Origin of the sequence: Leptolyngbya sp. FACHB-321 (genome assembly GCF_014695975.1) — a bacterium.
Lineage (GTDB): Bacteria > Cyanobacteriota > Cyanobacteriia > Leptolyngbyales > Leptolyngbyaceae > Stenomitos.
In genome coordinates this window covers 147,146-169,844 of sequence record NZ_JACJPI010000045.1, presented here as the reverse complement: position 1 = coordinate 169,844, position 22,699 = coordinate 147,146, and the positions used below count along the sequence as shown (strand labels likewise).

Here is a 22,699-nt window from a genome sequence, read left to right as displayed (position 1 = left end):
GTGTGACTAAAACTCTTCGAGCAACCATTCAGAGGCTCGTTCGCCCAGTTCGAGAGGAATGCTGACTGCCTTGCCAAGCCGGGGACGATCGCGCGTCTGCTGAATCAAGGTATGCACTTGCTCCGCGCTACCCCACGCTTGCAGATGGCTTGCGACTTCATCTAAATGTTCTACGTATTCAGTTTCGGTCAAGGGAAAAGAGACCTGCTCCAGATACTTCCACATGACCAAAAAAAAGATCTTGCCTTGAGTACGCCGCAATTGAACGTCATACGAGCGTCCCCACTTGTCGAGCAAGATCTGACGTAAGTCATTTCCGGTCATAGTGCTATTACTAGGTACTTGGACATGAGAAACTACCTTGTGCCACCCCAGCAGTTGCTGTCCCCTTCTATAGAGAAGCTAAGGAGAAGTCTTTAATTGCGTCTGTCTACCGATCGCATAGGCTATCGATCACACAGGCTCATTGCTTGTCTTATTTTTCTTAAGTTTGCAGGCAACTTTAAACACAGCTAACGATGCAAAGGAGTCTTCAGCGCATTGTTAACATTTTGTATAAAACTGACAGCCCCCTACTTAGCTATGATGCTAGCGTCAAGAAATGTAATAATCTTAGTAACTTCCTCAGAAAAGCGACAAGCCTCTCTGTGAGAGGATTATTGCAGTGTTTGGCGAGCGAATGACTGCAAAAGGGGCAGACATCTGAATCCATCGCAGCGTGGAGTGAAGCGGATGGCAACTCTACTAAACGCTCGCCAGCAATTGTCACAGCCCTCCCTTAACAGAACTATACGTAGTCATGACACAAATTTCTGGATCTTCGGATGTGCCCGATCTTGGGCGTCGTCAATTCATGAACCTTTTGACATTTGGTGCGGTGACAGGCACTGCGTTGGGTGCCCTTTATCCAGTAGTAAAATACTTTATCCCTCCATCCAGTGGTGCTGCTGGTGGTGGTGCTACTGCTAAAGATGCACTCGGTAACGATATTTTAGTGAGCGATTTTGTTGCTAGTCATGCGGCTGGAGATCACGTCCTTTCTCAGGGGTTGAAGGGCGATCCAACCTACATTGTGATCAAAGAAGATAAAGCGCTGGCTGACTTTGGCATCAATGCGGTGTGTACGCATCTAGGCTGTGTAGTGCCTTGGAACGCCGCTGAGAACAAGTTTAAGTGCCCTTGCCACGGCTCTCAGTATGACAGCAATGGCAAGGTTGTTCGCGGTCCAGCACCATTGTCGCTACCGTTGGCACATGCAACTGTTGTTGACAACAAAGTAAGTTTTACTCCCTGGACTGAGACTGATTTTCGTACTAGTGAAGACCCTTGGTGGGCTTAAATCTCAATCGTTTGCTGACTGTCCCTTGCTCATGACACGTTCGTTACCAATGAAAAAAAATCCATTAGAGAGATTGATACCTACTGCTGAGCTTTGTCAGTCTGCTGCGCTGACAGTGCTGGCGATCGCAGTGTTTTTGACAGGCAGTTTGATGCTGCCCCAAACTGCGTCAGCCTATCCGATTTTTGCTCAACAGGCGTATGAAAACCCCCGTGAGGCAACTGGGCGCATTGTCTGTGCTAACTGCCATTTAGCAGCAAAGCCAACCGAAGTGGAAGTACCCCAGTCTGTACTGCCCGACTCTGTGTTTGAAGCCGTTGTCAAAATTCCTTATGACATTACGAAGCAGCAGGTTATTGGCGGTGGCGACAAGGGTCCTCTAAACGTAGGCGCGGTGTTGATGCTGCCCGAAGGCTTCAAGATTGCACCGGAAGATCGGATTCCCGAAGAGATGAAGGAGAAGGTGCAAGACCTCTACTTCCAGCCTTACAGCGAAGGGAAAGAGAATATTGTTGTGATTGGTCCGCTGCCCGGTGAGCAGTACCAGGAGATCGTCTTCCCAATCTTGTCTCCTGATCCTAAGACGGATAAATCGCTCCGCTTCGGTAAGTATGCGGTTCACGTAGGCGGTAATCGTGGTCGTGGACAAATTTACCCCAATGGCGAAAAGAGCAACAACGCTGTTTACAATGCGTCTGAAGCGGGCACGATCACCCAGGTGACTAAGCCAGAAGATGGCGGCTATGAGGTCACGATTCAAATGGCGGATGGCAAGACAGTCGTTGACACGATTCCTGCCGGACCAGATCTGGTTGTTTCAGAAGGGCAAGAGGTGAAAGCGGGTGATGCCCTGACTATTAACCCCAATGTAGGCGGCTTTGGTCAAGCAGATACAGAAATCGTGCTGCAAAACCCCGATCGCGTTAAGGGTCTGCTCGCATTCTTCGGTATTGTGGTCCTATCTCAAATCATGCTTGTGCTGAAGAAGAAGCAAGTTGAGCGCGTGCAGGAAGCCGAGATGAACTTCTAACGTTGGCACTGCAATTTCATACCTGAAAGGGACAGGTGATCGCCTGTCCCTTTTTTATGGCTAGTATGCCTCTACAATCGCAACGTCCAAGCATCATGTGTTCGAGTGCGTTAATAGCTCCTCGATCGCACTTGCTGCTTGAAATTGATCCCAGGTCGTGGGAATAAAGGTGATGCGACGAAGGCGCTGACTGACGAGCGGCTGGGCTAGCCTTTCTAACGGCGATAGCTCTAGTTTCTGGTAGCGCTGCTCACTCCTGTCATCTTTAGGCTGATCAGGAAACAGTTCCCAGCGATAAACTTCGTAAATGCGGCGTACTGAGGCATAGTAATTCACACAATATGCCTCAGTGCCAAACACTTTAGTTTGGTAAAACGCTAGCCACTTGGGCGACCAATGACCTTGCTGCTTCAGCTTTTCCGACTGTTCCATCGGAATGCGATACCAATGCTGTTCACGGGCGATCGCTAAATCCGCCTGACTATTTAGCACTGCAATTAGCACTTCACCACGACGAGCCATTCGTTAGGATGAGGAGATACAAGGACGTTAACAGAATTTGGTCAGCCCAATTTTGGCATGATGAAGGCAGGCAAGTTCTAAACCTTGCTACCAGACCTTGATCCGCTATTCCTGAGAGTACGTTAATATTAATTAACATCAAACGAATAGTGCAAAACTCCGCACCCCTATAAAAGGAGGACAAATCCCGGTGAATAAGCGGTGGAGAAATGTTGGACTGTATACGCTGCTCGCGATCGTAGTTGTCTCTTTGGCAACTGCGTTCTTTGACAAGCAGCCCCCTAGCAGGGAAACCTGGCGCTACAGCCAGTTTATTGAAAAGGTGCAAACGGGCAAGATCGAAAAAGTTCGGATTAGCGCCGATCGCAGTATTGCGGTAGTTCAGGATGGCAACAATCGTATCGTAGTCAATTTGCCCAATGATCCTGAGTTGATCAACATTCTGACTTCAAACAAGGTTGATATTTCTGTCTTGCCGCAGAACGATGACGGTTTTTGGCTCAAAGCTTTGAGTAGCCTGTTCTTCCCAGTCTTGTTGCTAGTGGGTCTGTTTTTCTTGCTGCGCCGTGCCCAGAGTGGTCCTGGTAATCAAGCAATGAACTTTGGCAAGTCAAAAGCCAGAGTGCAAATGGAGCCACAAACACAAGTGACGTTTGGCGACGTTGCAGGGATTGATCAGGCGAAGCTGGAACTCAGCGAAGTAGTAGACTTTTTGAAGAACGCCGATCGCTTTACGGCAGTGGGTGCCAAGATTCCTAAAGGTGTTCTGCTAGTGGGTCCTCCCGGAACAGGTAAAACCCTTCTAGCACGTGCTGTCGCGGGTGAAGCAGGCGTACCGTTCTTCTCCATCTCTGGTTCTGAGTTTGTCGAAATGTTTGTGGGTGTGGGTGCGTCTCGCGTCCGTGACCTGTTTGAACAAGCGAAGACTAACGCACCCTGTATCGTCTTTATTGATGAAATTGACGCAGTGGGTCGTCAACGGGGCGCTGGACTAGGTGGTGGTAATGATGAGCGGGAGCAAACCCTTAACCAGTTGCTGACCGAGATGGATGGCTTTGAGGGCAATACCGGCATCATCATCATTGCGGCAACAAACCGTCCTGATGTGCTGGATGCAGCCTTGCTGCGTCCGGGTCGCTTTGACCGTCAAGTTGTGGTTGATCGCCCCGATTATGCAGGTCGCCTCGAAATTCTCAACGTCCATGCACGTGGCAAAACCTTGTCCAAAGATGTGGATCTGGAAAAAATTGCCCGTCGGACTCCTGGTTTTACTGGGGCTGATTTATCGAACTTGCTGAACGAAGCGGCAATTCTGGCAGCTCGTCGCAACTTGACCGAAATTTCGATGGATGAAGTGAACGATGCGATCGATCGCGTCCTTGCTGGTCCAGAGAAGAAGGATCGGGTCATGAGCGAAAAGCGTAAAGAGTTAGTGGCATACCATGAAGCGGGTCATGCGTTAGTTGGCGCACTGATGCCTGACTACGACCCAGTACAAAAAATTAGCATCATCCCACGTGGTCGTGCTGGTGGTCTTACCTGGTTTACGCCTAGCGAAGACCGAATGGATTCAGGGTTGTATTCGCGTTCTTACCTGCAAAACCAGATGGCAGTTGCCCTTGGTGGTCGCCTGGCAGAAGAGCTCATCTATGGCGAAGAAGAAGTAACCACAGGCGCATCGAATGACCTCCAGCAGGTGGCTCGAGTGGCTCGTCAAATGGTTACACGGTTCGGGATGAGCGATCGCCTCGGTCCTGTAGCGCTGGGTCGTCAACAGGGCAATATGTTCCTAGGACGCGACATTGCTGCTGAACGGGACTTCTCAGAAGAGACAGCAGCAGCGATCGACGATGAAGTACGGAACTTGGTCGAGCAGGCATACCGTCGCTGTAAAGCGGTTTTAGTTGCTAATCGCCATGTGCTGGATCAGTTAGCAGCCATGCTGATTGAGAAGGAAACAGTGGATTCTGATGAACTTCAGGAACTACTTGCTAACAGCGATGTAAAAATGGCTTCGATCGCCTAACTAACTGTTACTAGGTCTCTGCACGCTTAATCAACGGGTTTAAGGTGGTTCTAGTTCGCTAGAGCCACCTTAATTTTATGTCTTTGCCTCTAAGAGAGCGGGTCAGATATTAGGACAAGCAACCAGCGCTTTCTAAAAAAGTCTCAGATCTTTAGATTGCGGCAAGACCTTTTACACTCCGCTCTTTGATGTTTGTGCCAGTGGTGCTGGCAACCCATCAATGCTGCTGCTGTTTTTCTGCTGCTGATAGTCTTTCAAACCATCTCTGCCTTTCTTCTCTGCCCATTTCAGTAATGATTGCCGCTGTGCGATCGGTTCATATAACGGTACACCCATACCGCAAGACGTTTGAACGCGATCGATGTCTGCAACGATCAGTTGACGAGTACCCGGAATAGGCGAAAACTTAGCATACAGAAGCTCCCAGTCAGGAGAATTTGGCAAAACAGTACGGCCCTTACCATAGAGCCGCAGAATGACTGGCGGTTCCTGGAACGCACAAAACATTAGCGTAATACGCTCATTCTCTTGTAAATGTGCTGATGTTTCGTTGCCACTTCCAGTTAAATCAAGATAAACAACTTGATTAGGGGAAAGAATCCGAAAGCTGTCTAAACCTTTAGGAGAAACATTGATGTGCCCATCCGCCGCAAGGGGCGCAGTCGCAACAAAAAACATCTGCTGTGCTGCAATGAAGTGCTGAAGATCTTCAGTGATTGAAGCAAAGACTTTAGCCATAAGTACGTGTTAACCATGAGTACAGCAAGCCTAAGCTTGACGAGCCAATGTACCCCTTCCACATCAAGAGCGGTATTGCAGGCACTCCAGGTAAAGGGCGTTGATCTTTTGCTCGCACTGTCATTATGCAATAACGTGATCGCTTACTGTGACGCCATCAGCTCTCGTATGAAATCTATAAGAAAGGGGCGATCGCCCATAAAAGCAATCGCCCCTTTCTATGAGTGTTCGGATTTGGAATGCTGACACCTCAAACCCGATACTTAAATTAGTAGTCGAAGTCGCCGCCGCCCATACCACCAGCGCCGCCAGCAGGAGCGCCATCTTTGGGTTCAGGCTTGTCAACGACAATACATTCGGTAGTCAACACCATGCCTGCGATCGAAGCAGCGTTTTGCAGCGCGGAACGAGTCACTTTAGCAGGGTCAACGATACCTGCTTCAAAGAGGTCAACGAATTCATTTGTCGCGGCGTTGTAGCCCACGTTGAAATCCTTCTCTTTGACGCGCTCAGCAATGACAGCACCATTCTGACCTGCGTTTTCAGCAATCCGCTTCAGGGGAGCCGCCAAAGCACGAGCAACGATCGATGCACCAATCAGCTCTTCGCCCTTAAGGTTGCTGTTTGCCCAGGTTTCCAGTTCAGGAGACAGGTGCGCCAGCGTAGTACCACCACCAGGAACGATGCCTTCTTCAACAGCAGCTTTAGTTGCGTTAATCGCATCTTCCAACCGCAATTTGCGGTCCTTCATTTCAGTTTCAGTTGCTGCACCAACCTTGATGACGGCAACGCCACCAGCCAGTTTTGCCAAGCGCTCTTGTAGCTTCTCTTTGTCGTAGGAGGACTCAGTTTCCTCAATTTGACGACGGATTTGCTCAACACGAGTCTTGACAGCTTTCTCGTTACCTTCAGCGACGATCGTGGTGGTGTCTTTGGTGAGGGTGATGCGACGAGCCTTACCCAACGATTCAAGCTTAGTGGTGTCTAGCTTCAGACCTGCATCTTCAGTGATCATCTGACCACCAGTGAGCACAGCAATGTCTTCTAGCATTGCCTTACGGCGATCGCCAAAGCCAGGAGCCTTGACAGCAGCAACATTCAGTACACCACGTAAACGGTTGACCACCAGGGTTGCCAGCGCTTCTTTCTCAATGTCTTCAGCGATGATGACCAGAGGACGACCAGAACGAGCAACTTGCTCTAGAACGGGCACCAGATCTTGCACCAGCGTGATTTTCTTATCGGTGATCAGGATGAAAGGCTCATCCAGAACAGCTTCCATGCGCTCGGTGTCGGTAGCAAAGTAAGGCGAGATATAGCCTTTGTCAAAGCGCATCCCTTCAGTGACTTCCAGTTCGGTTGTCATGGACTTGCCTTCTTCAAGGGAGATAACACCCTCTTTGCCAACCTTATCCATGGCATCGGCAATCATCCGACCCACTTCATCATCGTTACCAGCAGAAATTGCACCGACTTGAGCGATCGCCTTAGAATCTTCCACAGGACGAGCGTGCTCAGCAATACGATCTACCAGGAAGTTAGTTGCCTTATCGATGCCGCGCTTAAGTGAAATCGCGTTTGCACCCGCTGCCACGTTCCGCAGACCTTCTTTCACAATGGCATGAGCCAATACGGTTGCAGTGGTTGTACCATCACCCGCTGCATCATTGGTCTTGGAAGCTGCCTGACGAATCAACGCAACACCTGTGTTTTCCACATGGTCTTCGAGTTCGATTTCTTTGGCGATCGTGACACCGTCGTTCACAATTTGGGGAGCGCCAAACTTCTTCTCTAGTACAACGTTCCGACCCTTAGGACCGAGGGTGACAGCCACTGCTTCAGCCAAAATGTCCATGCCTTTTTCAAGAGCACGACGAGCATTTTCGTTGTAAATGATGCGCTTAGCCATAGTTTCCAGTAGTTATAAGGGTTGAGTAATGAGTTTTGAGTTGAATCGCTTACCAGCTTTGAATCTCAAGCTTCAAGTTTTGGTTATCACGGTCATGGAATAACTCAAAACTCAAAACTGAGAACTCTTAACTCCTAAGAGACGATCGCCAGAATGTCTTTTTCAGACAACAGGACATATTCCTCAGCGCCAAGCTTGATATCGGTGCCTGCATACTTGGAATAAAGCACCTTGTCGCCGATTTTCACTTCTGGTTCTTGGCGGGCACCATCGTCACTGCGCTTGCCAGGACCAACGGCAACGATTTCGCCAATCTGAGGCTTTTCTTTCGCAGCATCAGGTAGAAGAATTCCACCAGCGGTCTTCTCCTCAGAGGCGCTTACTTTCACAAAAACACGATCACCCAGCGGCTTTACAGTAGAGACGCTCAGAGTTACGGCTGCCATACAAAATTCTCCAAACTAGCAGGTTAAGCTGAACAACAAAATTCAGTTGCGTTAGCACTTAGGGAGGAGTTAGCACTCTCACCCCCTGAGTGCTAATCTACCGAAGGTTAGATACAATTGCAACTTTTTTGTCTGTACGGGTATCCGAACTGAGCGAAGTTTCTCGCTTCTGCTTCTACCAGAGAACGCCTTAAAACAGCTGAGAGAGGCTATCCTCAAGGACAACCTCTCTCAGGGCAAATCGATCTGCCGCACAAAATTTTAATCGTCCTTCTTACCCTTCTTTTTACCTTTGCCTTTATCGTGAGCGTCACTATCGTTAGACAACTGGGTTACACCCAGCTCATTCAGAGTTGGCTGTACTTGAGGAGATGGTGTCACTTGAGCTGGTACTGGCGTTGGACTACTGGCAGGTGGAGCAGGTGCAACAAGGCGCTGTACCACTAGCGGAATGGCTGTAGTGCCAGCCAGGGAAACGGCACCGATCACACCTTGAAGGAGTGTGACTTTAAATCCCGTCTTTGGTGGCTCAGGGGACGATCCAGAATTGGTCATAAGTAACTAGCGTCGCTTTAAACGTTTCCATCTAAGTGAAAATGCATCCCTACGGCAACCGTAACGCTACTTTTTTTATCAATACTTAAAGATACTAAAAGCTAATAACCAGAAAATTGGCTACAGATGGCAGGTATAGCTAAACCGTCTTGTGCTGAGAAAGCCCTTGTCTTGCCTGAAAAAAGCAGGAAGTTACTACTTGCCGACTTCTGGGCAAACTGAGCGGAACCTGCCTGCCAGTATGGCTAGCTCCATCGGTTATTTCTTAAATAAATAGATTGGGGTTCCTAAATTGTTTTGTCACACGGTGCCAAACGAGTTCTACCATCATCTCTCACCACCAACGCTTGTAGAGGGATGTCTACAAACACTACACCTGGAGGCAACGCTTCAGGAATTGCAGCGCTACAGCTTTTACATGGAGTTGGGCTGCTTAGGCATTGAACTGGCTCAGACGTTTGAGCAACATCCATTGTTACCAGGAGCGGTACTGGTGGAGCAGGGGCAGTTTAGGGGCATGATTTCCCGCCATCGCCTGCTGGAGTATTTGATTCGTCCTAGCGGCATTGAACTCTTTCTCAAGAAACCGCTTCGGGTCTTGTACAGCTATGCTCGTAGCGATTTATTACTGCTGTCAGGGACAACACCGATCGTGGTGGCAGCACAGCAGGCATTGCGACGATCGCCAGAGCTACAAGGAGAACCGATCGTCGTCCAGGCAGATCCCCAAACGTATTACTTGCTGGATATTCACACGCTCAATATTGCCTACTGGCAGATCCGTGGCATTGAGACACAGGTGCGGTACGAGCGGACACAAGCGCAAATGATTCAGAGCGACAAGATGGCAAGCCTAGGGAGACTGGTAGATGGCATTGCTCATGAGATTCTTGACCCAGTAAGCTTTATTTGGGGCAATCTCAGCCACGTTTCTACCTACAGTGACAGCCTTTTACAACTGCTGACTGCTTACGAAACAAATCTGGGGCAGTTGCCTACCGCGCTGGCGCAGTTGCGAGACGACTTGGAGCTTGACTACCTTCGACAGGATTTGCCACAGACGATCGCTAGCATTCGTACAGGCGCAGAGCGCTTATCAAAGTTGGCAAGCAGCTTGCAAAACTTTTGCCACATTGATGAGGTTTACCCTAAGCCTGCCAACCTGCATGAACTGCTTGATAGCATTTTGCTGCTGCTCAAAAGCCGCCTCACTAGCGATATTCAAGTCGTCAAGCACTATGGACATTTGCCACCCGTCGTCTGCTTTGCCGGACAGCTTCACCAGGTTTTCATGAATATCCTTAGTAATGCGGTGGATGCACTGATTGATCAAGCAGTGAGCCAGCAGCTAGAGCAAGACTTAAGAGCAAGTCATCAGAGCCTCATACTTCCGCCCACTGCCGTGAAGCCGACGATCACAATCACGACCGAAATTCGATCGCAGGCGATAGTGGGTGCTCCCACATTGCGCTGGGTTGCCATTTGCATTGCAGACAATGGTCCTGGCATCGCGACTGCGGATCAAACGCGTATTTTGGAGTCGTTTTCGGTGAAGAAGCGGGCAGAGAAGGAAACGAGTCTAGCTGTAAGCTACCAAATTATTACAGCTAAGCATGGCGGCAAATTTAACCTGCGATCATGCCCAGCAGCTGACAGAACTGACGCTCATGCTTCAGCGACCTTAACAGAGCAGCCTTTAGCCACCGGAACAGAGTTTGAGCTATTACTGCCCCTGGTTTAATTCACGAAAACAAAAACTGTAGCTTAAGATACTTTTTATTATCTTCATATCTGCTTCAGATTTCTAGGGAATAATACAGATAGATCCAAACGCACTTAAAGCGGAGGCTGACAATGCAAGAACTTCAAGGCACGGTTCCGGTTTTCAAAACATCTCAGGAGATCGATCGGGCGGTGCGTCACTATCAAGCAAGCGATTTGCAAGGTGTTGAGTTGTTTCGTCAGTGGTTGGCAATTCGCAATGCTTCGTTAGAGCAAGAGGGTGCTGAACTGGCAGGCGATCGTGTTCCAGGTGACGCAAGCTACTAGAAACGAGCCGTTAACAACCTGTAAATTCAAATCTCTGTAAGGACAATAGACCTGCGGCATGGCTACGCTAACGCAACGCCATGCCGATAACATGACAAAACTGACTTTACTGAACTGTGTTCCTAAGCGTTAGGCCGCCCGGCGGAACGGCAACGAAATGGTGAAACGAGCACCTTCATTGGGGCTAGATTCTAGCGTGACCGTGCCGCCGTGTAATTCTGCCAGCTTACGTGTAATGACGAGTCCTAAACCACTTCCCTGGTGTTGTCGAGCCAGGGAACTATCAATTTGGGAAAAGGGCAAAAAGAGTTTCTGCTGATTAACGGCATCAATACCAATGCCAGTGTCCCAGACCAAAAAGTGAATCATATCGATGGTTGTATCATCGCTCGACTCGGCTGGCTCAGTTGCTGTCAAAGTATGGGCGCAGTTTGGTAGCGATTGCCGATAGACTTTCAAGCCGACAGTGCCCTCTTGTGTAAACTTGATGGCATTAACCAAGAGGTTCAGCAACATTTGCTTGAGCCGTCTGGGATCAACAACAATCCAGTCAATACTTGGATCAAGATCAATGTCTAGCTTGAGTCCTTGATTCAGCGCACGTTCACGGATCAAGCCCATCAGACCTTCACAGACGTCTGCAACTAGGATGGCTTGCACGTCTAGCTCCAGGCGATCGGCTTCAAGGCGTGATAAATCTAAAATGTCGTTAATCAAATCTAGTAAGTGCTGCCCACTCTCGTGAATGCGCTCCACATAATCCTGTTGTTTTGCGTTGAGCGTCCCAAAAAAGCCTTGCAGTAAGACGTTTGAGAAGCCTAAAACCGCTGTTAGTGGAGTGCGAAGCTCATGGCTAGTGGTGGCAATAAATTCTTGTTTGACGCGTGTGGTTTCGGTTAACTGTTGGTTTTGTTGTTCCAAAAGTTGCCACTGCTGCTTTAGTTCCGTTACGTCACGACTGACCCCCACTACGCGCTGGACTGCTCCTGATGGCGCTGTGATGGGGGTGTAAACGGTTTCAAAGATGCGGCGACCTTGTGGCAAGAGCAGTTCGTAGTCAACAAAGGCTTTTTCGCCTGTCTCAAAGGTGCGCTGAAGGGTGGAGTCAATGAATGCGGCTGCGTCACCAAAGAGCTCCTGATTTGTTTTGCCCACGATCGCCTCGGTCGCCAGCGCAAGCATCGTGCTACCCGCAGGGTTGATCGACAGGCAGCGGAAACTAGCGTCGTACTCTACAAAGACATCGGTTGATGTTGCTAAAAACGAGCGAAAGTAGTCTGCACTAACGCGCAAGTCGTGCTTTTGGTAGTGGAGGTCAGCTTGGCGAAGCGCGATTGCACACTGGCTGGCAACTTGCTCGATCAGCGTAATTTCATCTGGTGTAAACGAGCGATCGGGATGACGACAAACTGTGAGAATGCCGAGTAGCCCCTGGTCATCTCGAATGGGGCTAGTGTATTCCGCCAAGAATCGTGCCGTTAAGGATGATGCCGTTGAGGATGGTGGAGTCACGCGGAATGGTGTTGCAGCCGCTTGCTTAGATCCTGCCGTTGAAGACGCAGTTTCGGTGTCTCTAGCGATCGTCGGGCTGCGATCGGTGGGCGGCTTAAGCGTCTGAGACCATATAGTTGGCAGATATTGCCATGAAAACGATTCCCCTAGCAGGGCTGGTAAGGATGCACCGTTGCCAATACTCTCATAGCGAATAGTCAAGTAAGCCTGGTCAGTACTGATTAAACCAGCCGCACAGCGATCAAGATCGAGTATCTGCGTAAGTCCTTCCACCGCTGCTTGTAGTACCTGGTCAGCGTCGAGATGCTGGCGTAGTGTCTCGGTCAAATGATGCACCAGTTGCTCAAACTTAAGCGCCTGTGCTAGCGATCGCGTCCGTTCGCTCACTCGGTCTTCAAGGTCATGGGCACGCTGCTGAAGCGATTGCAGTAGCTGGTTTTGTTCAGCTGCGATCGCCATCTGAGTCGCTACCACTTGCAGCAATCGTTGTTCCTCAATCGTCCAGAGGCGAGGCGCGCGACAATGTACTGCTAGCAGACCCCAGAGGGTACGCTTTTGAGGCTCTAGTGCTGCATCCATGCTGACGATCGCAGCAACCATCATGCCCCGAACGTGAGCATTTTCTAGCACTTCCTTGTGGCAGTCGGACAGATCTTCGTCGAGGATATCGGTGGCTGCCCACAACCGTCCATCACGGTATGCATCCAGATAAGTCGAGGGCACACAGTCAGCCGCAAACGTTTGTCCCTGCATCAACGGGTAGTGGGGGGCAACCGCTTCTACCAAACAAACGCCGCTCTGGTCAGGAAAAAATTGATACGCAAGAACGCGATCGACCACAAGGGTTTGCCGCAGTCGTTCTACAGCGTCTTGCATCACGTCTTGCAAGCCAGTTGTTGCCCGCAACTGCAACGAGATATCTGCCAGCAGCGCCTCTCGCTCACGATAGCGCCACACCTCTTGCTCTCTCAGGCGACGATCGGTGACGTTGGTAATAAAGCAAAGAATAACTCCTTCGCTTGTTTCATCATTGGGTGTCAAGGAGAGGTTAACTTCAGTCCAAACTATGCTGCCATCACACTGCTGATAGCGTTTTCGAAAAACTTGCTGACGTTGACCGTGCTCAATCATTTGCTGAAGTAACTGTACTTCAGCCACAAAATCGTCAGGGTGAGAAATGGCACGATGATCGAGGCGGCGCAGTTGTGCTTCTGTATAGCCAACTAGCTTACAAAAAGCTGGATTGGCATGGGTAATGCCCCCATCTAAACCAAGCTGAAGTATGCCGATCGGCGCTTGGTGCCATAGAGCTTCAGAGGAGATGGTCTCATGTAACACAGACTAATTGTATTGAGGAGAGTTGAGCCGACGATACGTGTAGCAAAGCCTGTAACGTTGTGATCCGCATTGAGATTGCAATCAGAATACTCTTAGGCTCCGGTGTCACTCTTGTTATTGTTCCCCTAAGAGCGCTTGAGTAGAGGGGACTTCAGATAAAGATTTGTTGTGCTATTTCAAAAGCTAGCGATCAATCAAGTGTTTAAGGGTAAACGCTTAACGTCAACCGCAGCCAGAGCTAGCATTCCAGCTAACACTAGGCAGAGATCGAGCTTTCATCTTGTACGTCGGCTCTTGAACGAGCGTTCTCCAAAGCATTCTCAGGAGCCAAGTAAAAGCACTCGTAAACCTCTCAAGCCATCAGGGTAAGAGCTTTTAGTATGGCGATGCGAAGGCAATACCGAACCCCTGAGTGAAAAATCTGGCTTTGTTTAATCTGTGTTCTTTAAAGCCAGTTTGACAGCAGATTGAAAATGATGCGAAAGAAAGCTGTCACCGCGATCGCACTTAATCCAGCTACCACAGCTATGGCTATAACGGTCGTCAATACACTGCCGCCTAGCAAGACAACCACACGATGCAGTGGCGGCAAAAACAGTACGATCGGGAGCGTGAGACCCACTACAATCAGCAAATCTAGCCGCTCAATAATGCGACGACTTTGCAAAAAGACTAGTCCGGCTAGCAACACTACCCAAAAACCAGCACCGATTAGCACGGTGCCAGAAAGACTCAACAGGGCGATCGCCAGCAGCCCCCCTTCAAAGCCAGTAAAGGCAGCGGCACCCAACAATTCCACCGTTGAGAACGGCGCAATCGCAGCACGTTGGTGCACAGGTTTTGCCGACTGAACAGCGACCGGGGGGGCAGTTTGCCCAGGGGTAGGCTGAGGCGCCTGCGGCGGTGAGACGGGCTGCGGTAGCGTGGTAGCAGGTATCGGTGTTGGTTGAGGTGTCGGTGAGGGCGTTCGCTTTGAGGGCTGCGATCGTACAGTACCCGACGCTGCTTTCAACGCCACTAATACGTCTGCTGCCGACTGAAATCGCTGGCTGGGAGTTTGCAGCAGCATTCGATCGAACACATCAGCTAAAGACGTAGGGACATTAGGCGCATCATTACGCCACTTCCAGGTATTGCTATAGGAATCAAACAGATCATTGGGCTGCTTACCCGTCAACAGCATCAGGCAAGTGATAGCGAGGGCATAGAGGTCGCTAGAGGGATACACTTCACCACCCGACATCTGTTCTGGCGGCGCAAAGCCCAACGAATAAATACCAGTTGACTTAGCCGTTGCTGCGCCTTTGGCAGCCTGCTTCACTGCACCAAAATCCAACAGGTAAAAGCGTCCATTGCGATGACGCATGATGTTGGACGGCTTGATATCACGATGGATAGAGCCGTTTTCGTGGACAAAGGTTAAAACATCAAGCATTTCCTTCAGCATGGCTACCACATCGTCTGTGGAGAGCGTGCCTTTCTGTACAAGTTCCTCTTCCATCGTCTCCCCGTCAATGTATTCCTGTACGAGGTAGAAAAACTTGTCTTGCTTACCGGCTTGAGGGCTGGAAGCCGTCAGCTCAAAAAAGGCAAACAGGTCAGGAATCAGTGGATGCGTGTTGCCTAGCTGCTCCAGCACCTCTGCCTCGCGCTCAAACAACTGTTGCGCGACGACCAGTTGAGCAGGGCTAAGTTGACCAGAGGGCAAAAACTGTTTAACAACGCACTGGCGCATAGCAGGCGTGTAGCGATCGCGCGCTAAAAAAGCTGCCCCAAAGCCACCCTGCCCCAATAATCTCAGCGGCAGATATCGCCCAATAAGAATCAACTCCATGCCGCACGTGGTGCAATATTTTTGCGGCACTGCTTTGAGTGTGACTTGATGATCTAAGTCAGCGAAAGCATTGACGGGACGTGGACAGCCTGGACGAGTGCAGTAAAGATCCATAAGAAATGGGCTGTGAGGCGATCGCTAAGGCTAGCTTAATCAATTTCCGGCACGACTAAACGGCTGCTTGAACTGGAAATGGCAGGCTTTAACAGTTCGGTATGTTCCGGTTGGTAGGGCTGCAAATTGGCATAGCCAGCAAACTTTGGCAAAATCTCCCGGCAGAAGGCTTCGGCTGCCTTCGATCGATAGCGGTTGGGATTAATAATGACCGACAACATCCGTTTCACTACCACATCATCGATTCTGGCACGGTGCAACACACCCATTTGCAGCTCTTTTTCGATCGCCGAAATCGACACAAACGCTGCGCCTAGACCCGATTGCACGGCATTTTTGATTGCCTCGATCGAATTTAACTCCATCTCAATTTTGAGGCGACGCGTTTCAATACCACAGCGAGCTAGTACCTGATCAATAACTTTGCGAATCGTTGACTGTGAATCTAACGCAATGAACTGGAGCTTGTATAAATCGTCTTTTTGAATCGTTCCCGCTTTTGCTAGCGGATGCAAGACGGGCAAAATCAGTGCTAGTTCGTCCTCAGCATAGGGAATAATTTCTAGAGAGTCTTGCAATTCAGGCGAAATTTCGCCACCAATGATCGCAAGATCGATTTGTCCATTCGCCACACTCCAGGAGGTACGACGGGTTGAATGCACATGTAGCTGCACAGCAACATCAGGGTACTGCTGCCGAAAAACGCCAATCATACGAGGTAATAGATACGTGCCAGTCGTTTGACTCGCTCCAATAATCAACGTGCCGCCCTGAAGGTTTTGCAAATCTTCGATCGCGCGACAGGTTTCTTGACAGAGCGTGAGAATCTTTTCGCCATAGCTCAAAAGGAGATGCCCCGCTTCTGTAAGCTGTGCTCGCCTACCACCACGGTCAAATAAGGGCACATCCAACTGGCGCTCTAGGTTTTGGACTTGTAAACTAACGGCAGGCTGAGAGACGTATAAACTATCGGCAGCGCGCTTAAAACTTCCCTCAGCGGCGATCGCTTTGAGAATGCGTAGTTGATCCAGAGTAAATGGAAGGTCAGACATACTGCTAAACCTGAGAGATGGGAGGAGCCGGAGTGTTCATCTACTGGCTAAACAGCCTTTCACTCACCAGAAGCAAGAAGCTGCTAAACCAGAAACCCTAACACAGCCGCCTGCATAGTCCCTAGCAGTACGTTGTGCCATGTATCGTATTGAAACGTAAATTAAAGAACTATGAAACGGGAGGTTATTCAGGACTTTCTGAATTTACCAGGAATTGCAGGCGTTGCCCTAATGGATGGGCGCTCTCGTCCTTATTTCTGCGGAATCGATCAAGCCCTGAACTTTCAACAAAAAGAAGCTCTCGCTCAAGGTATCTTGCAAGTCGTTGAAACCATTCCTGATAGCTTTGACGTGTTTGAGTTTCAATTTGCTGAACATCAGGTGCGGCTTTATAGGCTCGATCGTGGCATGGTGCTGCTGGTGTTAACCCATCAGAGGTTAATCTGTGCAGACTATTTAAGCATGATCACCCAGCTTAAGACTGTGCTGAAGGAAGATATACCAAATGCGATCGCGACCTTTCGGTTGCTTGCAGGTAACGTCACCCTTACAGGTCTGCACTATCGCAGGCAGAGTGCTGCCCCAGCCACAACTCCTAACACAACAACAGCTCTCCAGTCAGAGAAGCCACAGGCAACTAGGGCTACACCGCTTGCAGACATACCACTGGTAGAAGAGACACCACTGGCAAACAGTAGTCCCGCACCGTTTCTGCCAGAACCTAGCCCTCCCAATGCTAAAACATCTGACGCTGCCACGTTGTTTGAGGCGATCGCCGCGCTCAACCACCTCAGCCAATTCACAACCCAATACCTTGGCACACACGTGATTGCAAACTACTGGAAGGCTACGCGTCCATCATCAGATTGGCTAGCCACTGTGCAGGTCGATCGCACTGCCCAGTTTACAGTCACGGGAGCACCACCGCAGGCAACCACTACACCCCTCACTGCACCAGAGCGCCAGTGGCTGCAAGAGTGGGTTACCGCTTTCGTCAAACGTTGTTCTCAAGTAATGCGCGATTTTCCTGCGATCGTTGAACAAAAAGCCCTCAACAACCAGCAAAAAGCACTCCTACTGAAGCCATTTAACGATTCCACAAAAGGGTAAAGAGTGCGGGGACGGCAGCGAGGGGAGCCAAGGGGCAGCAGGCAGCTGCAAGAGGAAAATTTTGAGTGTTGAATTCAGATTTAGTGTTCTTATCCCTTAGCCTTCAACCCCCCAACCTTATCTCTTACCCCCCACGCCTACGCCTCTCTCCCTATACTTCACCTTTTACTTTCTCCTCTAAAAATCATGGCTAAAACTGTCAGACTGGAACCGATCGCGCAGGAAACCTCTGTTGAAACCAACGGCAATCTGCTGTCAGTCCTTTTAAATAAAGATTTGGATGTTTTGAAAGAATGTGGTGGTCGGGGTATGTGCGCCACCTGCCACATCTACGTGCAAGAGGGCATGGAATCTCTGTCGTCGATTAGCCGCCGTGAACAACGTACGCTAGAGGTCATTACAACCTGCAAGCCCAACTCCCGCTTAGCCTGTCAAGCCAGAGTTCTGCAAAATGGTGTTGTAGTTGAACTACCACCCGGTATGTATATCAACTCCATCAAGGATATCGAAGCACTCATTGGCAGACGTGCCGATCAGGATTTGTTGCATCCTCTAACTGGGAAAGTGCTGGTCGAAGCGGGCAAGCTGATTACCCGATCGACGCTGAAGCAAATCGAAGATACTACCAGCTTCAATGTCGGTAGCTATTTCTCGCACACTAGCGATTTTTAGCCCCGTTACTTCGGTAGCGATCGCGCTTTCACTGGCGCAACCATGCAATCTCCGTTGCCATAAATGCAGTCGATCGCAGTCCAGATGTAAAGACGCAAATAAGCTACCGAAGGATGCCAAGTGCAAGCATGAAAACTGTCAGCGTCTTAACAGCAGTGTTTGCCATCAGCATTCTATCCCTGGCAGGCTGCCAAACAATTCGTGAACAGCGCTTGGGAATGACGAAAAAATGTCCCAACTGCAACCTTCGGGGAGCAAATCTAACAGGCTTTGGACTAGAGAACGCCGACTTGAAGGGGGCAGATCTGAGAGAGGCGAATCTGCACGGGGTCGTTTTGGATAATGCTGACCTAAGCGGTGCAAACCTCCAGAGAGCGGATTTAGGCGGTGCCTGGTTGGAGCACGCAAACTTGCAGGGAGCCAACGTGGATGGTGCCAATCTAGAGCAGGCAAAACTTGCGGATGCCAACCTCCAGGGTGCTAGCTTCAGGAATGCCAAACTAACAGGTGCAGTAAGCTCAAGGCAGACGAACTGGTGTCGAGCAATCATGCCAAGTGGAGCGCGATCGACTGAACCATGCGTCACCGCAGCGGCTACCCCACCATCCGTACAGCCATCTAAATTGCCCACACCCGCCAACCTGCCAGCCTGCCAGCTACCGCCAGCACTCACTGCTACTTCGGTGCCTAGTTCTGCCACCCGGACTAGCCCTGCGTTGTGGAGGCAAGCCACGCTCAACCGAACGTTACATCATTTTGATTACAAAACTGACCGAAATGCTAGAGGGGTTGTTGGCTCAGTTATCTCACTTGCTCTTAGCCCCAACGGTAAGCTGCTTGTCAGCAGCAGCGCCGAGCAAATTGACAATGACCCAAGTGCGAACCTGACCAGATTATGGAATTGGCAGACTAAGAAGGTTGTCTGTACGCTCCGAGGCTGGGCGGCGGAGCAGCCCTTTAGTCCAAATGGGCAGACACTGGCGGTTAGACTCAGCGATCCATCGCAAAAGGGTGAACAAATCCAGTTTTGGGATCTCCGCTCTGGACAGTTGCAGCAACGTTTTCCGGGCACCCATCGCCTTAAAGGTATTAGTCCTGATAGCAAGATACTGATCATGCAAGCTGATCGCGTCGGACCGAAGGTGCCAGTGCAACTCTGGGCTTTAGCCTCTGGCACATTGCAGCACACGCTGTTGGCGCATACCCAGGACATTGAAGCGATCGCCTTCACTCCTGATGGTCGAAGCCTTGCCACTGGTAGCTATGACGGTACGATTCGTCTGTGGAACCTCAAAACGGGAGCCGCCATCCGCACGTTTGATGCTCGATCCAAAGTTTGGTCGATCGCCATTAGCCCCGATGGCAAAACGTTAGTCAGCGGTCATGGTGATTTTGCCCGTACTTGGAACTTAAAAACAGGTCAGCTTACACACAGCTTGAAAGGGCAGGCAACTGACTATGTCCGCTCTGTAGCCATTAGCCCAGACAGTCAAACGATCGCTACTGGTACTCACGGAGAAATAAAGCTATGGCGCCTACGGGATGGAGCACTCGTTAACACACTTAACAACACGCCTGCTGAGCGAGGTCGTCTTTGTGCCAGCGAAGTGTGGTCGTTGAAGTTTAGCCCCGATGGGCAAACTCTTGCTAGCAGTAATTGCGAAATGATTAATCTCTGGAACTACAAATAAAGACGCAGTGAGCAGTTTTTTACAGTGTTCAATTAGCTGCAAAAAGCGGTTGATCGCTGCAAGTGTAAAGCGTTATCACTTCTAGGTTGCTTAAACCAGCCTTTCTATGAAGGTGAGGTTAAGTAGGTTGCTTAAAGGGAACACTATTTGTACCGAGATAGTTTAAGAACTTAGATCGCCGACCAATTCAACTTAGAAAGGATGACAATTAATGCCATATTCACTATTGGCTAAACCTTTGAGTAAACGTGCCTTGGCTGCAATCAGTCTCGCTCTCCTAACGGCAATGCCTTCCGCAGCCTATGCGTTTGCGCCAAACCCTCAAGCAAGCACCTTGGGCAAAATGTCTGCGAAGCAAAATGCTGATAGCCAGCAATGGTTAATGGCAGATGGTGACGATGACGACGACGATGATGACGATGACGATGACAAGAAAAATCGCAATCGCAATCGGGGACGCGATCGCGATGACGATGATAAAAAACGTGTCGTTCGGATTGACCTGAATCGGGCAAAAAACCTTGCTCGCCAAGCCGCAGAATCAGCAAACGGTGGCATTCGCTATTACCGTGCTGAAGCCTCCATGCATGGACCCGCTCAAAATTGTCCGTATGTTGATAACGGCGACTCTTGGACTTTTACCTTTACAGGTAATAGTGTTGGTTCACAAACCAAAACAATCCAAAGTGTGGTGACAGTTTACAAAAACACTAGCCGGATTGTGACAGCGTACAACGGTCCCGTTCGCACAGCGACAGTGCAACAAACTCAGGTGACAAACTTTTCATCAAGCCAGCGGACGGTGCTAGTTGATCTGCTGCGCGGAAACTGTACCTGTAACAATCTTTTGACCAGTGCGACCCGAACTGAAATTGTGAGACAATCTCGCTCTCTACCACCTAGTATTCAAAAGCAACTGCTGCGCGGTAAAGGTTTACCTCCCGGTATTGCCAAGAAATTGGTGCGGTTGCCGAAGCAAGTGAACACATACGTCAACTTGCCAGCGAACTATGATCTAGTAGTTATTGGTTCTAATGTGTTGCTGCTTGATCAAGTGAATTACGTTGTCGTAGATTATATCTCTAACGTAATTTTGTAAGTCGATCGCCTTGTTGATGATTCAGTTTCCTGCATGTTTCTCAATCGTTTAAACGCTTACAAGGGGTGCATCTACCCCTCAACATGATCGCCCCTTGCTGTTGATTCGGTTGAGTTAACATCACCTGACAGCAACCACTGGTTTCTAAAAAATAATTGCTGTCTGAAAGCTTCACGCTGTAGGTCTTGCACTTGAAATTAATTGAACGGCTGTAAATGCTCTTTACAGCCGTTTTCGCTTGCATAACTGCATTGACCACCCTATCCAAAGCCATAGCGAACTCAGACGTTTAGGAAGGATTGTTCATTAATAGCCCAGCGCCTATAATTGCGGTTCAGGCGATCGCGGTAGAACTGGTTGAAGTACTTGTGGCAGTGCTGCGGCTCCATCAGATTGGTAACATCGTGACGCGAACGCTTACGCCTGGTTGATCGAGCGATGGCTTTGAGCCAGGAGAATTGACAATGCGCCCACCGCAGCCCTCCCAGCCTTTAACCCAATTATGGCAAGCCTATAGTAATACCACCCTCCTGCATTACTTACTTCTGTTTGGTTGTGGCTGGGCAACTGTTTTACTAATCAATTACTTCTATGGCACGATCGCCCTTTTTACCGCTGCGGGCATCTTTGCTGCACTCTTGAATTATCCAGTGGATTGGCTGTCGCGCTCTATGCCTAGAGGGTTGGCGATTGCCATTACCTTTCTTGGGGCAATCGCTTTACTGCTGGGGTTAATCATGCTAGTCGGGTTGGAAGTGGTGAACCAGGGGCAGGGGTTGCTGACTCAGCTCAAAGATACTTTGAACCAGCCAAACTTCCTGCCATTCCGGGACTTCCTCAACCAACTGGATATCAGCAGGTTCATTGGCACGCTGCAAACAGGTTTAGCCTCCGGACTAGGCGTAGTACAAACCATCTTTTCCAGCGTTTTTACCGGTATTTTTGGGGCAGTGATTAGCCTGTATATGCTGATTCATGGTGAAAAGCTATGGCAACTATTTCTTAGGCTGGCACCTATTGCGTCTCGTGATCGCTTTGCTCAGACGTTCCGACACAGTTTCCTTGGCTTTTTGCGTGGACAACTGCTGCTAATGCTGTTCTTAGCAAGCGCTACTTTTATTCTTTTTTCGCTTTTGGGCATTAACTATGCCCTTATTCTGGCGGTAATCATCGGCATACTAGATGCGATTCCTGGTATTGGAGCCACGCTCGGCGTACTGGTTGTGACCCTGCTAGTCTTCGCCTCTCAAGGAGGCGCGATCGCCCTTAAAGCGGTAATCACCTGCGTCATCCTTCAACAAATTCAGGATAATTTTGTGCATCCCAAAGTGATGGGAGATGCCCTGGAATTAAATCCGGTGCTGCTGTTTTTGGCTCTCTTTGTGGGCGAACGGGTAGCTGGCTTGCTAGGAATTTTTCTTGCCATCCCGATCGCGGGTATGATTGCCGCTTGGATGCGATCGAACAAGGAACCTGCGCTATTGCCAGAAGAAGACCCAGAGGAGTTTCTAGGTCAACTAGACAAGCTTGATTAAGCTGACTTGAATGCGACAGGATGGGCGTGCGATCGTTAATCTTGTGATCCAACGCCACGAAACGTCCTATAGCAGTCCTAATAGTTGTGAGATTGAGAGGCTTTGTGAGAAAGGATTTCAGGGGAATC

Annotated in this window: 20 protein-coding genes; 11 read left to right on the top strand and 9 right to left on the bottom strand. The window is 49.6% G+C overall.

The features are described from left to right. Nucleotides 1-6: 6 nt before the first annotated feature. Complete coding sequence (locus H6F76_RS08295) at nt 7-324, bottom strand: DUF3067 family protein (RefSeq protein WP_190451459.1); 318 nt, start codon at nt 322-324, stop codon at nt 7-9. A gap of 475 nt (nt 325-799) precedes the next feature. Here H6F76_RS08295 and petC point away from each other — a divergent pair, with 475 nt between their 5' ends. Both petC and petA read left to right on the top strand, forming a co-directional pair. Further along, a complete protein-coding gene (gene petC / locus H6F76_RS08290; protein ID WP_190507356.1) occupies nt 800-1,339 on the top strand; it encodes a cytochrome b6-f complex iron-sulfur subunit in 540 nt (179 codons plus the stop codon). A 49-nt stretch (nt 1,340-1,388) separates the two neighbouring features. Then, entirely contained in the window at nt 1,389-2,369 is a 981-nt protein-coding gene (gene petA / locus H6F76_RS08285; RefSeq protein WP_190507355.1) for a cytochrome f, read from the top strand. A gap of 93 nt (nt 2,370-2,462) precedes the next feature. On the opposite strand, the gene H6F76_RS08280 is transcribed toward petA, so the two are convergent. After that, nucleotides 2,463-2,891: a hypothetical protein gene (locus H6F76_RS08280; RefSeq protein ID WP_190507354.1), complete on the bottom strand. Its 429-nt coding sequence runs from the start codon at nt 2,889-2,891 to the stop codon at nt 2,463-2,465. 190 nt (nt 2,892-3,081) lie between these two features. On the opposite strand from H6F76_RS08280, the gene ftsH3 reads away from it, so the two are divergent. Continuing rightward, the gene (ftsH3, locus tag H6F76_RS08275) at nt 3,082-4,917 is read left to right on the top strand and encodes an ATP-dependent zinc metalloprotease FtsH3 (RefSeq protein ID WP_190507353.1); all 1,836 of its coding nucleotides are present in this window, start codon (nt 3,082-3,084) and stop codon (nt 4,915-4,917) included. A gap of 171 nt (nt 4,918-5,088) precedes the next feature. On the opposite strand, the gene H6F76_RS08270 is transcribed toward ftsH3, so the two are convergent. From H6F76_RS08270 to H6F76_RS08255, 4 genes are all read right to left on the bottom strand, one after another. After that, the gene (locus tag H6F76_RS08270; protein ID WP_190507352.1) at nt 5,089-5,655 is read right to left on the bottom strand and encodes a pyridoxamine 5'-phosphate oxidase family protein; all 567 of its coding nucleotides are present in this window, start codon (nt 5,653-5,655) and stop codon (nt 5,089-5,091) included. Nucleotides 5,656-5,923: 268 nt separating this feature from the next. Next, nucleotides 5,924-7,564 carry a chaperonin GroEL gene (groL, locus tag H6F76_RS08265; protein WP_190451470.1) on the bottom strand — a complete coding sequence of 547 codons (1,641 nt, stop codon included), beginning with the start codon at nt 7,562-7,564 and terminating at the stop codon, nt 5,924-5,926. 134 nt (nt 7,565-7,698) lie between these two features. Then, nucleotides 7,699-8,010 carry a co-chaperone GroES gene (gene groES / locus H6F76_RS08260; protein ID WP_190451471.1) on the bottom strand — a complete coding sequence of 104 codons (312 nt, stop codon included), beginning with the start codon at nt 8,008-8,010 and terminating at the stop codon, nt 7,699-7,701. Between the two features lie 261 nt (nt 8,011-8,271). After that, complete coding sequence (locus H6F76_RS08255) at nt 8,272-8,565, bottom strand: hypothetical protein (protein WP_190507351.1); 294 nt, start codon at nt 8,563-8,565, stop codon at nt 8,272-8,274. 307 nt (nt 8,566-8,872) lie between these two features. On the opposite strand from H6F76_RS08255, the gene H6F76_RS31400 reads away from it, so the two are divergent. Both H6F76_RS31400 and H6F76_RS08245 read left to right on the top strand, forming a co-directional pair. Continuing rightward, entirely contained in the window at nt 8,873-10,306 is a 1,434-nt protein-coding gene (locus H6F76_RS31400; protein ID WP_199321991.1) for an ATP-binding protein, read from the top strand. A 113-nt stretch (nt 10,307-10,419) separates the two neighbouring features. Beyond that, nucleotides 10,420-10,614: a hypothetical protein gene (locus H6F76_RS08245; protein ID WP_190507349.1), complete on the top strand. Its 195-nt coding sequence runs from the start codon at nt 10,420-10,422 to the stop codon at nt 10,612-10,614. A gap of 129 nt (nt 10,615-10,743) precedes the next feature. Here H6F76_RS08245 and H6F76_RS08240 read toward each other — a convergent pair whose 3' ends face one another. The 3 genes from H6F76_RS08240 to H6F76_RS08230 form a co-directional block, all read right to left on the bottom strand. Further along, complete coding sequence (locus H6F76_RS08240) at nt 10,744-13,464, bottom strand: GAF domain-containing protein (protein ID WP_190507347.1); 2,721 nt, start codon at nt 13,462-13,464, stop codon at nt 10,744-10,746. Between the two features lie 445 nt (nt 13,465-13,909). Then, nucleotides 13,910-15,412, bottom strand: coding sequence for a serine/threonine-protein kinase (locus H6F76_RS08235; protein ID WP_190507345.1), 1,503 nt, complete (start codon nt 15,410-15,412; stop codon nt 13,910-13,912). 35 nt (nt 15,413-15,447) lie between these two features. Next, nucleotides 15,448-16,464, bottom strand: coding sequence for a LysR family transcriptional regulator (locus tag H6F76_RS08230; RefSeq protein WP_190451480.1), 1,017 nt, complete (start codon nt 16,462-16,464; stop codon nt 15,448-15,450). 171 nt (nt 16,465-16,635) lie between these two features. On the opposite strand from H6F76_RS08230, the gene H6F76_RS08225 reads away from it, so the two are divergent. The 6 genes from H6F76_RS08225 to H6F76_RS08205 all read left to right on the top strand — a co-directional run bounded on the left by H6F76_RS08225 (nt 16,636) and on the right by H6F76_RS08205 (nt 22,571). Continuing rightward, entirely contained in the window at nt 16,636-17,574 is a 939-nt protein-coding gene (locus H6F76_RS08225) for a hypothetical protein (protein WP_190507343.1), read from the top strand. A 186-nt stretch (nt 17,575-17,760) separates the two neighbouring features. Continuing rightward, nucleotides 17,761-18,246 (top strand): 2Fe-2S iron-sulfur cluster-binding protein, encoded by a 486-nt coding sequence (locus H6F76_RS08220; RefSeq protein ID WP_190507341.1) that lies wholly within the window; start codon nt 17,761-17,763, stop codon nt 18,244-18,246. Nucleotides 18,247-18,374: 128 nt separating this feature from the next. Next, nucleotides 18,375-19,937, top strand: a complete 1,563-nt coding sequence (locus H6F76_RS08215; protein ID WP_190507339.1) for a pentapeptide repeat-containing protein — start codon at nt 18,375-18,377, stop codon at nt 19,935-19,937. Between the two features lie 253 nt (nt 19,938-20,190). Beyond that, a complete protein-coding gene (locus tag H6F76_RS08210) occupies nt 20,191-21,036 on the top strand; it encodes a hypothetical protein (RefSeq protein WP_206754343.1) in 846 nt (281 codons plus the stop codon). A 299-nt stretch (nt 21,037-21,335) separates the two neighbouring features. Further along, entirely contained in the window at nt 21,336-21,467 is a 132-nt protein-coding gene (locus tag H6F76_RS30955) for a hypothetical protein (RefSeq protein WP_277881198.1), read from the top strand. 33 nt (nt 21,468-21,500) lie between these two features. Beyond that, nucleotides 21,501-22,571 (top strand): AI-2E family transporter, encoded by a 1,071-nt coding sequence (locus H6F76_RS08205; RefSeq protein ID WP_190451490.1) that lies wholly within the window; start codon nt 21,501-21,503, stop codon nt 22,569-22,571. Nucleotides 22,572-22,699: the final 128 nt, after the last annotated feature.